The organism is Streptomyces sp. enrichment culture (assembly GCF_964272855.1).
Taxonomy (GTDB): Bacteria; Actinomycetota; Actinomycetes; order Streptomycetales; family Streptomycetaceae; genus Streptomyces.
Window position 1 is genome coordinate 5,422,312 of record NZ_OZ186847.1, and the last position, 14,708, is coordinate 5,437,019.

Sequence of the window (14,708 nt, forward strand, 5' to 3'; positions counted from 1 at the left end):
GCGTCCAGGCGGACGGAAGCGAGGGGCGTATGCGAGCGGTGGTGTTCGAGCGGTTCGGGGAGCCGGCCGAGGTGCGGGAGGTGGCGGACCCGCGGCCCGCCGAGCACGGGGTCGTGGTGCGGGTGGAGGCCACCGGGCTGTGCCGCAGCGACTGGCACGGCTGGCAGGGGCACGACCCGGGCATCACCCTGCCGCACGTCCCGGGCCATGAACTCGCCGGAGTCGTCGAGGCGGTCGGCGCCCGGGTGACCGGATGGCGGCCCGGCGACCGGGTCACCGTGCCGTTCGTCTGTGCCTGCGGCGGCTGCCCCGCCTGCGCGGCGGGCGATCAGCAGGTCTGCGAGCGGCAGACGCAGCCCGGTTTCACCCACTGGGGTTCGTTCGCCCAGTATGTGGCGCTCGACCATGCCGACGTCAACCTGGTCGCCGTGCCCGAGGAGATGTCGTTCGCCACCGCCGCCTCCCTCGGCTGCCGGTTCGCCACCGCGTTCCGGGCCGTGGTGCAGCGCGGGCGGGTAGCGGCGGGGGAGTGGGTCGCGGTGCACGGCTGCGGCGGTGTGGGGCTGTCCGCGGTGATGATCGCGGCGGCGGCCGGGGCTCGCGTGGTCGCCGTCGACGTGTTGCCGGGGGCGCTGGAGCTCGCGCGGCGGTTCGGCGCGGCGGAGTGCGTGGACGGCGGCCGGACCGAGGACACGGCCGCGGCGGTCCGCGACCTCACCGGTGGCGGCGCCCATCTCTCCCTGGACGCCCTCGGCGCCCCCGCCACCTGCGCCGCCTCGATCGACGGCCTGCGCCGCCGCGGCCGCCATGTCCAGGTCGGCCTGCTGCCCTCGCCGACCGGCACCACCCCGGTCCCGTTGGCTCGCGCGACCGCCCTGGAGCTGGAACTCCTCGGCAGTCACGGCATGGCCGCGCACACCTACCCGCCGATGCTGGAGCTGGTCCGCGCCGGCGTCCTGCGCCCGGACCTTCTGGTGACCTCGGCGATCCCGCTGTCCGCCGCGCCGGACGCGCTCGCCGCGATGGGTACGGCGCCCGGCGCGGGGGTGACGGTCATCGAGCCGTGGAGCTGAGACCGGCCGTCTCCGGACGCCCCCGGTGGGCGGCCCACTCGGGGGCGAGGACCGCCATCCGTACGGCGTCGACCCAGGTCCCGGACTGCCACACCGTCTGCCGGTCGGTCCCCTCGGCGACGAAACCGGCCTTCTCGTAGACGTGCCGGGCGCGCGGGTTGTGGGTGAGGACGTACAGCGACACGCGGTGCAGCCCGAGCTGCTCGAAGGCGTGGCCCAGCATCAGACGCACGACCTCGGAGCCGAGGCCCCGGTCCCGTCCGCCGGGGCCGATGAGGATGCGGAAGTTGCAGTTGCGGTTGGGCTCGTCCCAGTCGTTCAGCACGGCCTCGCCGACGAGTCCGCCGCTCGCCCGGTCGACGATGCCGAGGTCGAGCCGGTCGGTCTGTTCGTTGCGGCTGCCGTACCAGGCGCGCAACCGGTCGAGGCCGAACGCCTCCTGCGGGCTGCCGGTCATGCGTATCACCTCGGGGTCGGCCAGGATCCGCGCCATCACGGGCGCGTCGTCCTCGGTGAACGGCCGCAGCATGGCCCGCTCGCCGGTGAGCACGGGTTTCTCGGAGAAGTCCATCGCAGCACTGTGCCCCACGGCGAGGTGGGGCACGGAGTGATTTTCGGGGGCGGGGGTCAGTCCCGTTGCCGGCCGCGGTTGCCGGGCCTCGACGCCACCCAGGCGCGGACCGTGTCGGCGTACCAGTAGGGCTTGCCGCCCTCCACGCGGTCGGGTGGGGGCAGCAGACCGTGCTTGCGGTAGGAGCGCACGGTGTCGGGCTGGACGCGGATGTGCGCCGCGATGTCCTTGTACGACCAGAGCCTTCGGTCGCTCATGAGTTGCACCTCCCCGCGTGCGCCACGGCGGCGGCGGGGGAGCCGTCGGGGGAGCCGGGCGCATCCGCTGGTGATCACCAAGCCTGTGCCCGGTCAACGACGCTCGGTGATCGACAGGAAGGGGCTGTCGGGGACGCGTGACACGGAACGTGCGTACATGCGACATCTGTGACACCCGTGTGGCGTTTGTGACAGAGGCGCGGCACGCGGGCGTTCCCCGCGTGCCCCGACCGGCTGTATCTGGTCCGTATGTCTGGACAAACTATTGACAGGGCTGTCCGCCCGCGACTAGAAACCCTCACAGAGCCGCGAAGACGCGACGCGAAGGGATCTCGATGGCGTACGACCTGATCACCATGGGGCGCATCGGCGTGGACCTCTATCCGCTGCAGACCGGCGTCCCGCTCGCGCAGGTGTCGTCCTTCGGCAAGTTCCTCGGCGGATCCGCCGCCAACGTCGCGGTCGCCGGCGCCCGCCTCGGCCGCCGCACGGCGGTCGTCACCCGCACCGGCGACGATCCCTTCGGCAGCTACCTCCACCAGGCGCTGCGCGACTTCGGCGTGGACGACCGCTGGGTCACCGCCGTGCCCGGACTGCCCACCCCGGTCACCTTCTGCGAGGTGTTCCCGCCGGACGACTTCCCGCTCTACTTCTACCGGCGGCCCAAGGCGCCGGACCTGGAGATCGACGCCCACGAACTCGACCTCGACGCCCTGCGCGAGGCCCGGATCTTCTGGGTGACCGGCACCGGCCTGAGCGAGGAACCCAGCCGTACGGCCACCCTGGCGGCCCTCGCCCACCGCGCCAAGGCCGCCACCACCGTCTTCGACCTGGACTGGCGCCCCATGTTCTGGCAGGACCCGGACACCGCCCGCCCCTTCTACGCCGAGGCGCTGAAACACACCACCGTCGCCGTCGGCAACCTCGACGAGGTGGAGATCGCCACCGGCGTCCGCGAACCGCACGCCGCCGCCCGGGCCCTCCTGGACGCCGGGGTGGCGCTGGCCGTCGTCAAGCAGGGACCCAAGGGCGTCCTCGCGGTCGGCGAGAACGGCGAGTCCGCCGAGGTCCCCCCGCTCCCCGTGAACGTCCTCAACGGGCTCGGCGCCGGTGACGCCTTCGGCGGCGCCCTCTGCCACGGGCTGCTGCACGGCTGGGACCTGGAGCGGATCATGCGGTACGCCAACGCCGCCGGCGCCATCGTCGCCTCCCGCCTGGAGTGCTCCTCCGCGATGCCCACGCCGGACGAGATCGAGGCCGCGCTGAGCGCGGGAGCCGTGCTGTGAGGGCGGGCCGCGTGACGAGTGCGCACCACGAGACCGGCGGCACGGCCGGCGGCGGCACACCCGCGGCAGCCGTGGCGGACGTCCCCGGCGTCGACGTCCCCGAGCTGGTCCGCCTGCGCACCCACCACCCGGAGGCCGTCGCCGAGGCCGCCGCCCGCCGCGCCCGCCGGCCCCTGATCGAGGACGACGGCCGGCTGATGATCGTCGCCGCCGACCACCCGGCGCGCGGCGCGCTCGGCGTCGGCGACCGCAGACTCGCCATGGCCAACCGCGCCGACCTGCTGGGACGCCTCTGCCTCGCGCTCTCCCGCCCCGGTGTGGACGGCGTCCTCGCCACCGCCGACATCCTCGACGACCTGCTGCTGCTCGGCGCGCTGGACGGCAAGGTCGTCATGGGGTCGATGAACCGCGGCGGCCTCCAGGGCGCCCGCTTCGAACTCGACGACCGCTTCACCGGCCACCGCCCCGAGGACATCCGGCGCCTCGGCTTCGACGCCGGGAAACTGCTCCTGCGCATCGACTACGACGACCCGGGCTCCCTCAACACCCTGGAGGCCACCGCCCGCGTCATCGACGAGATGGCCGCCCTCCGGCTCCCGGTGTTCGTCGAGCCGTTCATCAGCCGTCGGGACCCGGACGGACGGCTGCGCAACGATCTCTCGGCCGACGCGGTGACGAGGTCGATCGCCATCGCCTCCGGCCTGGGCGGCAGTTCGGCGTACACCTGGCTGAAGGTCCCGGTCACCGACGACCCCGCCGACATGGCCGAGGTCATGGAGACGTCGACCCTGCCGGCGGTGCTGCTCGGCGGCGAGGTCGGGGACGATCAGGACGGGACGTACGAGAAGTGGCGCGGCGCCCTGCACCTGCCCACCGTGCGGGGCCTGGTGGTGGGCCGGTCGCTGCTGTACCCGGCGGACGGTGACGTGGCCGCCGCCGTGGACACCGCCGTAGGACTGCTGTGAGGGCCGCATGACACGCAACGAGCTGTACGTCCCCGTCGGCACCACCGCCGACGCCGATCACACGCTGTACATCGACCCCAAGCGGGCCGGCTGGGCCCACAGCGGCCTGCGGATCGTCGAACTGCCGCCCGGAGGCGAGCACACTCTCCTGGCCGGGGACAGCGAGTGGATCGTGCTGCCCCTCAGCGGCGGTTGTACGGTGCACGTGGAGGACCGGGTGTTCCAACTCCTGGGCCGCGGCAGCGTCTTCGCCTCCGTCACCGACTTCGCGTACGTCCCCCGGGAGACCCGGGCACAGATCGCCTCCGGCGCGGGAGGCCGCTTCGCCCTGGCAGGAGCGAAGTGCGAGCGACGACTCCCCGCCCGCTACGGCCCCGCGCCGGAGGTACCCGTCGAACAGCGCGGCAGCGGCACCTGCGCCCGCACCGTGCGCAACTTCGCCTCCGCCGACGCCTTCGACTGCGACCGGCTCATCGCCGTGGAGGTGATCACCCCCGGCGGCAACTGGTCGTCGTACCCGCCGCACAAGCACGACGAGCACCGGCCCGGTGAGGAGGCCGAGCTGGAGGAGATCTACTACTTCGAGATCGACGGGCCCGGCGGCTTCGGCTACCAGCGGGTGTCCCCCTCCCGCGCGGGCGGCGCGGACGTGCTCGCCGAGGTCCGCACGGGCGACGCCGTCCTCGTGCCGGACGGCTGGCACGGCCCGTCCGTCGCCCAGCCCGGCCACGACATGTACTACCTGAACGTCATGGCGGGCCCGGGCGAGACCCGGGAGTGGCGGATCCGCTTCCACCCTGACCACACGGAGGGGTACCGATGACCATCCGGCTCACCGTCGCACAGGCCCTCGTCCGCTTCCTCGCCGCCCAGCACACCGAACGCGACGGCACCCGGCAGCGGCTGATCGGCGCCACCTGGGGCATCTTCGGCCACGGCAACGTCGCCGGGATCGGGCAGGCGCTCGTCGAGTACGCCGACGTCATGCCCTACCACCAGGGCCGCAACGAACAGGCCATGGTGCACGCGGCCGTCGGCTACGCCCGCCAGTCGAACCGGCTGTCCACGCACGCCGTGACCACCTCGATCGGGCCCGGCGCGACCAACCTGGTCACCGGCGCCGCCCTGGCCACCGTCAACCACCTCCCGGTACTGCTCCTCCCCGGCGACGTCTTCGCCACCCGCCCCGCCGACCCGGTCCTCCAGCAGCTGGAGGTGCCGTACGCGGGAGATGTGTCGGTCAACGACAGCCTGCGCCCGGTGTCGAGGTACTTCGACCGCGTCACCCGGCCGGAAGCCCTGATCCCGGCCGCGCTCCAGGCCATGCGGGTGCTGACCGACCCCGTCGAGACCGGCGCCGTCACCCTCGCCCTGCCGCAGGACGTGCAGGCCGAGGCGTACGACTGGCCGGAGGAGTTCTTCGCCGAGCGCACCTGGGTGGTGCGCAGGCCGGGCGCCGACCCGACCGAGCTGGCCGAGGCGGTACAGACGATCCGGGCCGCCGAACGGCCGCTGATCGTCGCCGGCGGCGGCGTCCACCACAGCCGCGCCGAGGCCGCCCTCGCCGAGCTCGCCGAGACCACCGGCATCCCCGTCGCCGCCACCCAGGCCGGCAAGGGCTCCCTGCCGTACGACCACCCCCAGGACGTCGGCGGTATCGGCCACACCGGCACCGCCACCGCCGACGAGCTGGCCCGCACCGCCGACCTGGTGATCGGCGTCGGCACCCGCTGGACCGACTTCACCACCGCGTCCAACACCCTCTTCGCGGCGGCGGACGTCCGCTTCCTCAACCTGAACATCGCCCCCTACGACGGCCACAAGCTGGCCGGCCTCCCGCTGGTCGCCGACGCCCGCAGCGGCCTGACCGAGCTGACGGACGGACTGCGGCTGCACGGCCACCGGGTCGCCGACGCGTACCGCGCCGCCTACGGGGCGGCCAAGGAGGCCTGGGAGCGGCGCGTCGACGGCGCCTACGCGGCCGCCGATCCGGACGCCCGGCCGACCCAGCCGCAGGTGCTGGGCGCGCTGGACGCCGTCGTCGACGAGACGGACGTGATCATCAACGCGGCCGGCTCCATGCCGGGCGACCTGCACAAACTCTGGCGGGCACGGTCGTACGACCAGTACCACCTGGAGTACGGCTACTCCTGCATGGGCTACGAGATCCCGGCCGCGATCGGCGTGCGGCTGGCCGCCCCCGACCGGCCGGTGTGGGCGCTGGTCGGCGACGGCACGTACCTGATGATGCCGACGGAGATCGTCACGGCGGTCCAGGAGGGCGTCGCGATCAAGGTGCTGCTCGTGCAGAACCACGGGTACGCCTCGATCGGCGGCCTCTCCGAGTCGGTCGGCGGCGAGCGGTTCGGCACCGCCTACCGCTTCCCGGCCGACGACGGCACCTACACGGGGGCGCCGCTGCCGGTCGACCTGGCCGCCAACGCGGAGAGCCTCGGCATGCGGGTGCTGCGCGCCCGCACCGTCCGCGACCTGCGCGCCGCGCTCGCCGAGGCGCGGGCCGCCGACACACCCACATGTGTCTACGTGGAGACCGAAACGGCAGACACAGTGTCGGGCGCACCCGAGGCGCAGGCCTGGTGGGATGTACCCGTGGCCGAGACCGCGACCCGACCGTCGGCGGTCAAGGCACGTGAGCTGTACGAACGGCACGTCTCGACCCGACGCCGCCATCTGTGAAGGAGTAACTGGGCATGACGAAGATCGTCAACCACTGGATCGGCGGCAAGACCGTCGAAGGCGCGTCGGGCACGTTCGGGCCGGTCACGGACCCGGCGACCGGCGCGGTCACCACGAAGGTCGCGTTCGCGTCGGTGGACGAGGTGGACGCGGCGGTCGCGGCCGCGAAGGAGGCGTTCGCGACCTGGGGCCAGTCCTCGCTGGCCCAGCGCACGACCATCCTGTTCCGGTTCCGGGCGCTGCTGGACGCCCACCGCGACGAGATCGCCGAGCTGATCACCGCCGAGCACGGCAAGGTGCACTCCGACGCCCTCGGCGAGGTGGCGCGCGGCCTGGAGATCGTCGACCTGGCCTGCGGGATCAACGTGCAGCTGAAGGGTGAGCTGTCCACGCAGGTCGCCAGCCGCGTCGACGTGGCCGCGATCCGCCAGCCGCTGGGTGTGGTCGCCGGCATCACGCCGTTCAACTTCCCGGCGATGGTGCCGATGTGGATGTTCCCGCTCGCCATCGCGTGCGGCAACACGTTCGTGCTGAAGCCGAGCGAGAAGGACCCGTCGGCGTCGGTCAGGATCGCCGAGCTGCTCTCCGAGGCCGGTCTCCCGGACGGCGTCTTCAACGTGGTGCACGGCGACAAGGTGGCGGTGGACCGCCTCCTGGAGCACCCGGACGTCAAGGCGGTGTCCTTCGTCGGCTCGACCCCGATCGCCCGGTACATCCACACCACCGCCTCCGCCAACGGCAAGCGCGTGCAGGCCCTGGGCGGTGCCAAGAACCACATGCTGGTGCTGCCGGACGCCGACCTGGACGCGGCGGCCGACGCGGCGGTCTCGGCGGCGTACGGCTCGGCGGGCGAGCGCTGCATGGCGATCTCGGCCGTGGTCGCGGTCGGTGCCATCGGCGACGAGCTGGTCGAGAAGATCCGCGAGCGCGCCGAGAAGATCAAGATCGGCCCCGGCAACGACCCGACGTCCGAGATGGGCCCGCTGATCACCAAGGTCCACCGCGACAAGGTGGCCTCGTACGTCTCCGGTGCCGCCGCGGAGGGCGCCGAGGTGGTCCTCGACGGCACCGGCCACACCGTCGAGGGCTTCGAGGACGGTCACTGGATCGGCATCTCGCTGCTCGACAAGGTGCCGACCAGCGCCAAGGCCTACCAGGACGAGATCTTCGGCCCGGTGCTGTGCGTGCTGCGCGTCGACACCTACGAGGAGGGCGTCGCCCTCATCAACGCCTCCCCGTTCGGCAACGGCACCGCGATCTTCACCCGGGACGGGGGCGCGGCCCGCCGCTTCCAGCTGGAGATCGAGGCCGGCATGGTCGGCGTGAACGTCCCGATCCCGGTCCCCGTCGGCTACCACTCCTTCGGCGGCTGGAAGGACTCACTCTTCGGCGACCACCACATCTACGGCAACGACGGCACGCACTTCTACACCCGCGGCAAGGTCGTCACCACCCGCTGGCCGGACCCGGCGGACGCCCCGGCGGGCGTCGACCTGGGCTTCCCGCGCAACCACTGAGCGGCCCCCGGTGCCCCCGGTACGCCGAGCGACACGGCGGACCGGGGGCACCGGCGTGTCACTGGCCGATCGAGGCGTCCCGCTGTTCCCTGACCTCCTTGCTGAGGTCACCGGTCTCGGCGGCGGGCGGCGCCGTGATCTCCTCGGTGGCCCCGAACTTCAGGAAGTCCATCGTCACGGTCATGCCGGCACCGGTCTGCTCCATGCGCACGGGCAGGTCCTTGCCGTCGAGCCAGATGTCGCAGGTGATCTTCCCGCCGCCCGCCTCCAGGGCTGCCAGGGCGGCCTTCTTCTCCGCCTCCGTCAGCTTCGACTTGTTGATGTGCTCCGCGCCGACGCTGCCCCGGTAGTGCGTGGTCTTCTTGCCGAGAACGGTCTCCTCGCCGAGGTCCTTCACCTTCGTGGACGAGGTCATGTAGCGCAGGGCCGCCGTCGGGTCGGCGTTGGCCGCCATGTTGTCCGCGCCCGCCTCGCCGGCCACGGCGGAGACGTCGATGCGCATCCACTCCTTGCCCGCGAGCGGACCGCTCGGCTGGGGGTCGATGTCGTAGTAGTAGGCGCCGTCCACCATGATCATCCGGGTCGTCGGGGCGTCCTGGAGCGCGGTCATCTGCGCCGCGGCGGTGTCCATCTCGACGTCCATCGCGGCGCCGTCGCCCCACGAGTAGGTGCCGTCCATGGAGACCGGCTGGCCGCCGGCCGCCTCCAGCGTGGTCGTGGTCTCGATCTGCGCCGAGCCGAGCTCCGCGGTCCGGTCCGTGGCACGCGTGAGCGCCGCCATGATCTGGTCGGCGCCGTCGACCGCCTCGGCCGCCTTCTTCGTCGTCTCGGCGCCGCATCCGACGGTCGCCAGCAGCGCCGCCGCGGTGACCCCGACCCAGGCGACGGTGTGCCGCATCCTCATGTGTCCCCACCCCAAAGCTGTGTGTCGGTTGTGAAGGGCGACTCTAGCGGGCACCACTGACACCCGTATGACGTTCATACCTGACTTCGGACAACAGTTCGTACGACGAGTGCGGTACGCGGGGGGCCGTCCGTACACCCCGGGGATGGCTCCGGGCTCCGTCCACAAGCTGTCTACCGCCGACAGGTCGGCCCCGTACCGTTGACGCATGGATCTTCGACTGCCCGGACTGCGCGGGGCGTGGTCGCGCGGGCCCAGGCGGCTGCTCGCCGCCGGTGCCGCCGTCGCCGTCCTCGCCGGCGCCGGTACGTGGACGGCCGTCGCCTCCGACGACCCGCCCGCGGTGCATCGCGCCGACCGGGTCCTGGCCGTCGGTGACGGGGTGCGGCTGGACACGTCGTACTTCACCTCCGGCGGCGACGGCCGCCGCCCCGCCGTCCTGCTGGCGCACGGGTTCGGCGGCAGCAAGGACGACCTGCGGCAGCAGGCGGAGGAACTGGCCCGCGACGGCTACGCGGTGCTCACCTGGTCGGCGCGCGGCTTCGGGAAGTCCACCGGGAAGATCGGGCTGAACGACCCGGACGGCGAGGTCGCCGACGTCTCCAGGCTGCTCGACTGGCTGGCGGAGCAGCCCCAGGTCCGGCTCGACGAGGACGGCGACCCGCGCGTCGGCATGGCGGGCGGCTCCTACGGCGGCGCGATCTCCCTGCTGGCCGCCGGACACGACCCGCGCGTGGACGCCATCGCCCCCGCGATCACGTACTGGAACCTGGCCGACGCGCTGTTCCCGAACGGCGTCTTCAAGAAGCTGTGGGCGGGCATCTTCGTCAACACCGGCGGCGGCTGCGCGGAGTTCGAGGCGCGGATCTGCCGGATGTACGAACGGGTCGCCGAGTCCGGCACGCCGGACGCCGAGGCGCGCGAACTGCTGGAGGAGCGCTCGCCGTCCGCTGTCGGCGACCGCATCAAGGTCCCCACCCTCCTGACCCAGGGCCAGTCCGACTCCCTCTTCCCGCTCGACCAGGCCGACGCGGCCGCGAAGGCCATCCGCGCCAACGGCGCCCCCGTCGACGTCGACTGGATCGCGGGCGGCCACGACGGCGGCGACCCGGAGACCGACCGCGTCCAGACCCGCGTCACCGCCTGGTTCGACCGGTACCTGAAGGGCGACAAGGACGCCGACACCGGCCCCGCCTTCCGCGTCACCCGCACCGGAGGCGTCGACTCCACGGACGGCGAGGCCCAGCTGCGCGGCGCGAGCGCCGACACCTACCCCGGCCTGTCGAGCGGCGGCACGACCATCGCCCTCACCGGCCGCGAGCAGACGTTCGACAACCCGCCCGGCGCGAACCCGCCCGCCGTCTCCGCCCTGCCCGGCCTCGGCGGCAGCGGCGGCCTCGCCCAGCTCTCCTCCCTGGGCGTCGGCGTATCCCTGGACTTCCCCGGCCAGTACGCCCGCTTCCCGTCGGCGCCGCTCGCCGACGACCTGCGGATCACCGGCTCACCGCAGGTCACCGTCCACGTCGAGTCCACCAGCGAGGACGCCGTGCTCTTCGCCAAGGTGTACGACGTCGGCCCGGACGGCCGGCAGCAGGTGCTGCCGTCACAGCTGGTGGCCCCGGTGCGCGTCGAGGACGCCGAGTCCGGCAAGGACGTCACCCTCACCCTCCCGGCGATCGACCACGAGGTGGGGAAGGGCCACCGGCTGAGCCTGGTGCTGTCCGCCACCGACCTCGGCTACGCCTCCCCGGCCGCCCCGGCGACCTACACCGTCTCCCTGAAGAGCGACCTCAGCGTGCCGACCGCCCCCGGCGTCACCACGGCCGCCGCCCCGCTGCCCTCCTGGGTGTGGTGGCTGCCGCTCACCGGCGCGCTGACCGCCCTCGCCCTGCTGCTCACCGCCCGCCGCCGCACCGCGAGCCCCGCCCCCGACCCGGAACTGGCGGACGTACCGCTGGAGATCACCGGCCTGAGCAAGCGGTACGCGAAGTCGGCGGACCGGTACGCGGTGCGGGATCTGTCCTTCCGCGTGGAGCAGGGCCAGGTCCTCGGCCTGCTCGGGCCGAACGGCGCGGGCAAGACGACCACCCTGCGCATGCTGATGGGCCTGATCACCCCCGACGGCGGCGAGATCCGCGTCTTCGGGCACGCCATCCGCCCCGGCGCCCCGGTCCTGTCCCGGGTCGGCGCCTTCGTGGAGGGCGCGGGCTTCCTGCCGCACCTGTCCGGCCGGGAGAACCTGGAGCTGTACTGGAAGGCGACCGGCCGCCCCGCCGAGGACGCCCACTTCGACGAGGCGCTGCGGATCGCCGGACTCGGCGAGGCCCTCGCCCGCGCGGTGCGCACCTACTCCCAGGGCATGCGCCAGCGCCTCGCCATCGCCCAGGCCATGCTCGGCCTGCCCGACCTGCTCATCCTCGACGAGCCGACCAACGGCCTCGACCCGCCCCAGATCCGCGAGATGCGCGAGGTGATGATCCGGTACGCGGCCGGCGGCCGCACGGTGATCGTCTCCAGCCATCTGCTTGCCGAGGTCGAACAGTCCTGCACCCACCTGGTCGTCATGGACCGCGGCCGACTGGTGCAGGCGGGCCCGGTCGGGGAGATCGTCGGCTCCGGCGACACCCTGCTCGTCGGCACCCCCGCGCCCCTGGAGGACCCGGTCGTCGAGAAGGTCGCCGCGCTGGAGGGCGTCGCCTCCGCCGTCCGCACCGACGACGGGCTGCTGGTCCGGCTCGACGCCGACGGCAGCGCGTCCCGCCTCGTCGCCGAACTCGTCCGCCTGGAGGTGCCCGTCCAGTCCGTCGGCCCGCACCGCCGCCTGGAGGACGCCTTTCTCACCCTGATCGGAGGTTCCGCATGAGCACCCCCGCTCTCACCGACGTGGCCTCCGGCTACCGGGCGGCCCGCACCCTGCCGCTCCGCGTCGAACTGGTCCGCCAGCTCAAACGCCGCCGCACGCTGGTCATGGGCGGCATCCTCGCCGCCCTGCCGTTCGTGCTGGCCGTCGCCTTCGCCATCGGCGGCGAGCCGGACGGGCGCGGCGACCGCATCACCCTGATGGACACGGCGACGGCGTCCGGCGCCAACTTCGCCGCCGTGAACCTGTTCGTCTCCGCCGGCTTCCTGCTCGTCATACCCGTGGCGCTGTTCTGCGGCGACACGGTCGCCTCGGAGGCCAACTGGTCCTCCCTGCGCTATCTGCTCGCCGCGCCGGTGCCGCGCGCCCGGCTGCTGTGGTCCAAGCTCGCCGTGGGCCTCGGGATGAGCCTCGCCGCGATGGTGCTGCTGCCGGTGGTCGCGCTGGCCGTCGGCACCGCCGCCTACGGCTGGGGGCCGCTGGCCATCCCCACCGGCGGCTCCCTCGACGCGGGCACGGCCGCGCAGCGGCTGGTGGTGGTCGTGGCGTACGTCTTCGTCTCCCAACTGGTCACCGCCGGCCTCGCGTTCTGGCTGTCGACCCGCACGGACGCGCCGCTCGGCGCGGTCGGCGGCGCGGTCGGACTGACCATCGTCGGCAACGTCCTCGACGCGGTGACCGCCCTCGGCGACTGGCGGCACTTCCTGCCCGCGCACTGGCAGTTCGCCTGGGCGGACGCCGTCCAGCCCCGCCCGGAGTGGTCCGGCATGATCCAGGGCACCGCGGTCTCCGTAACGTACGCCCTGGTGCTGTTCGCGCTGGCCTTCAGGGGTTTCGCCCGCAAGGACGTCGTCTCCTAGGTCAACGGAGGATCACCCACCGGTCTCGGAGGGCCCTCTCCGTGGCCCCTTCGAGACGTTTCCGCAACGCTCCGTCACGCACGTTCCGGCCCCCCGAGGCGTCACAGTCACAGATGCGACGGACGCGAAGGGGGCACGGACGATGGAGCGGTACCGGATACGACGCGCGGTGCTCGCGCTCACGGCGGGCACGGGCCTGCTGCTGACCGGCTGCAGCGGCACGGGAGCCGACGAGGGAAGCAAGGCGGAGGGCGCCTACGACAAGGGCGGCGACCGGGCCCCGCTGCCCGGCTTCGAGAGCGGCGAGGAGTCCTCGGGGGACTCCCGCGAGGTGGCCCCCGCACCGGACCACCTCTCCACCTTCGCCCTCGACGTCGACACCGCCTCCTACGACTACGCCCGCCGCTCCCTCGCCGACGGCCGTATGCCCGACCCGTCGACGGTCCGTCCGGAGGAGTTCGTCAACAGCTTCCGGCAGGACTATGACCGCCCCGACGGCAACGGCTTCACGGTGACCGTCGACGGCGCCCGCACCGGTGACGGCAACTGGTCCCTGGTCCGCGTCGGCCTCGCCACCCGCACCGCCGACGACGACCGCGAACGCCCGCCCGCCGCCCTCACCTTCGTGCTGGACATCTCCGGCTCCATGGACGAGCCGGGCCGCCTCGACCTCGCCAAGGAATCCCTCGGCGTGATGACCGACCGGCTGCGCGACGACGACTCCGTCGCCCTCGTCACCTTCAGCGACGACGCCGAGACCGTCCTGCCGATGACCCGGCTCGGCGGCCACCGGGGCAAGGTGCACGACGCCATCGACAGCGTCACGAGCGCCTACTCGACCAACCTCGGCGCGGGCGTCGAGACCGGCTACGCCACCGCCGTCGAGGGCCTGCGCGAGGGCGCCACCAACCGGGTCGTGCTGATCTCCGACGCCCTCGCCAACACCGGGGACACCGACGCCGACACCATCCTGGAGAAGATCTCCGGCGAACGCCGCGAGCACGGCATCACCCTCTTCGGCGTGGGCGTCGGCAGCGACTACGGCGACGAACTCATGGAACGCCTCGCCGACCGCGGCGACGGCCACACCACCTACGTCTCCACTCCCGAGGAGGCCCGCGAGGTCTTCTGCGAGCAGCTCCCGCGCCATGTCGACCTGACCGCCCGCGACGCCAAGGCGCAGATCGCCTTCGACCCGGAGACGGTCACCGACTTCCGGCTCGTCGGCTACGAGAACCGCGAGGTCGCCGACGACGACTTCCGCGACGACCGCGTCGACGGCGGCGAGGTCGGCCCCGGCCACACGGTCACCGCCCTGTACGCCGTGCGCACCGAGCCCGGCGCCGAAGGCCACCTCGCCACCGCCACCGTCCGCTGGCTCGACCCGGAGACCCGCGACCCGCACGAGGAGACCGGCCGGCTGGAGACCGGCGCCCTCGCCGACTCGGTCGACGCCGCCTCGCTCCGCTTCCAGGTCACCGCGACCGCCGCCCACTTCGCCGACGCCCTGCGCAACGAGGGCGTGAGCCATCTGCCGGGCGCCCCGCGCTCCCTGTCCCGGCTGGCCGACCGCACCTCGGAACTGGCGCACGACACCGGGGACACGGCGGTACGGCGGCTGGCCGACGCCGTGGAACAGGCGAGCGACCTGCGCGCGGCCCATCGACCTTCCCTCACGGCCGAGTAGGTGACCTGGCGTCAACGACGACGGGCACCAC

Annotated in this window: 12 protein-coding genes; 9 read left to right on the forward strand and 3 right to left on the reverse strand. The window is 73.1% G+C overall.

Annotated elements, in window-relative coordinates; translation table 11 throughout:
* Positions 1 to 29 precede the first annotated feature (29 nt).
* Positions 30 to 1,073, forward strand: coding sequence for a zinc-dependent alcohol dehydrogenase family protein (locus ACSU6L_RS23885; RefSeq protein WP_437059876.1), 1,044 nt, complete (start codon positions 30 to 32; stop codon positions 1,071 to 1,073).
* Here the strand turns inward: ACSU6L_RS23885 and ACSU6L_RS23890 are convergent.
* A complete protein-coding gene (locus tag ACSU6L_RS23890; RefSeq protein WP_437059878.1) occupies positions 1,054 to 1,644 on the reverse strand; it encodes a GNAT family N-acetyltransferase in 591 nt (196 codons plus the stop codon). The genes ACSU6L_RS23885 and ACSU6L_RS23890 overlap by 20 nt on opposite strands.
* 56 nt (positions 1,645 to 1,700) lie before the next feature.
* Positions 1,701 to 1,901, reverse strand: a complete 201-nt coding sequence (locus ACSU6L_RS23895; protein WP_437059880.1) for a helix-turn-helix transcriptional regulator — start codon at positions 1,899 to 1,901, stop codon at positions 1,701 to 1,703.
* Between the two features lie 335 nt (positions 1,902 to 2,236).
* On the opposite strand from ACSU6L_RS23895, the gene iolC reads away from it, so the two are divergent.
* The 5 genes from iolC to mmsA all read left to right on the forward strand — a co-directional run bounded on the left by iolC (position 2,237) and on the right by mmsA (position 8,366).
* Positions 2,237 to 3,187: a 5-dehydro-2-deoxygluconokinase gene (gene iolC / locus ACSU6L_RS23900; RefSeq protein WP_437059882.1), complete on the forward strand. Its 951-nt coding sequence runs from the start codon at positions 2,237 to 2,239 to the stop codon at positions 3,185 to 3,187.
* Positions 3,188 to 3,258: 71 nt separating this feature from the next.
* A complete protein-coding gene (locus ACSU6L_RS23905) occupies positions 3,259 to 4,152 on the forward strand; it encodes a Cgl0159 family (beta/alpha)8-fold protein (protein ID WP_437065023.1) in 894 nt (297 codons plus the stop codon).
* Positions 4,153 to 4,159: 7 nt separating this feature from the next.
* Entirely contained in the window at positions 4,160 to 4,975 is an 816-nt protein-coding gene (iolB, locus tag ACSU6L_RS23910; RefSeq protein ID WP_437059884.1) for a 5-deoxy-glucuronate isomerase, read from the forward strand.
* The gene (gene iolD / locus ACSU6L_RS23915) at positions 4,972 to 6,849 is read left to right on the forward strand and encodes a 3D-(3,5/4)-trihydroxycyclohexane-1,2-dione acylhydrolase (decyclizing) (protein ID WP_437059886.1); all 1,878 of its coding nucleotides are present in this window, start codon (positions 4,972 to 4,974) and stop codon (positions 6,847 to 6,849) included. The genes iolB and iolD overlap by 4 nt, the downstream gene beginning before the upstream one ends.
* Positions 6,850 to 6,863: 14 nt before the next feature.
* Positions 6,864 to 8,366: a CoA-acylating methylmalonate-semialdehyde dehydrogenase gene (gene mmsA / locus ACSU6L_RS23920; protein WP_437059889.1), complete on the forward strand. Its 1,503-nt coding sequence runs from the start codon at positions 6,864 to 6,866 to the stop codon at positions 8,364 to 8,366.
* A 58-nt stretch (positions 8,367 to 8,424) separates the two neighbouring features.
* On the opposite strand, the gene ACSU6L_RS23925 is transcribed toward mmsA, so the two are convergent.
* On the reverse strand, positions 8,425 to 9,270 hold the full coding sequence (locus ACSU6L_RS23925) for a hypothetical protein (protein ID WP_437059891.1): 846 nt from the start codon (positions 9,268 to 9,270) through the stop codon (positions 8,425 to 8,427).
* 208 nt (positions 9,271 to 9,478) lie between these two features.
* On the opposite strand from ACSU6L_RS23925, the gene ACSU6L_RS23930 reads away from it, so the two are divergent.
* The 3 genes from ACSU6L_RS23930 (at position 9,479) to ACSU6L_RS23940 (ending at position 14,677) form a co-directional block, all read left to right on the forward strand.
* Positions 9,479 to 12,133 carry a CocE/NonD family hydrolase gene (locus ACSU6L_RS23930; protein WP_437059893.1) on the forward strand — a complete coding sequence of 885 codons (2,655 nt, stop codon included), beginning with the start codon at positions 9,479 to 9,481 and terminating at the stop codon, positions 12,131 to 12,133.
* A complete protein-coding gene (locus ACSU6L_RS23935) occupies positions 12,130 to 12,990 on the forward strand; it encodes an ABC transporter permease (RefSeq protein WP_437059895.1) in 861 nt (286 codons plus the stop codon). Before ACSU6L_RS23930 ends, ACSU6L_RS23935 begins: the two co-directional genes overlap by 4 nt.
* A 142-nt stretch (positions 12,991 to 13,132) precedes the next feature.
* The gene (locus ACSU6L_RS23940) at positions 13,133 to 14,677 is read left to right on the forward strand and encodes a YfbK domain-containing protein (protein WP_437059897.1); all 1,545 of its coding nucleotides are present in this window, start codon (positions 13,133 to 13,135) and stop codon (positions 14,675 to 14,677) included.
* Positions 14,678 to 14,708 lie beyond the last annotated feature (31 nt).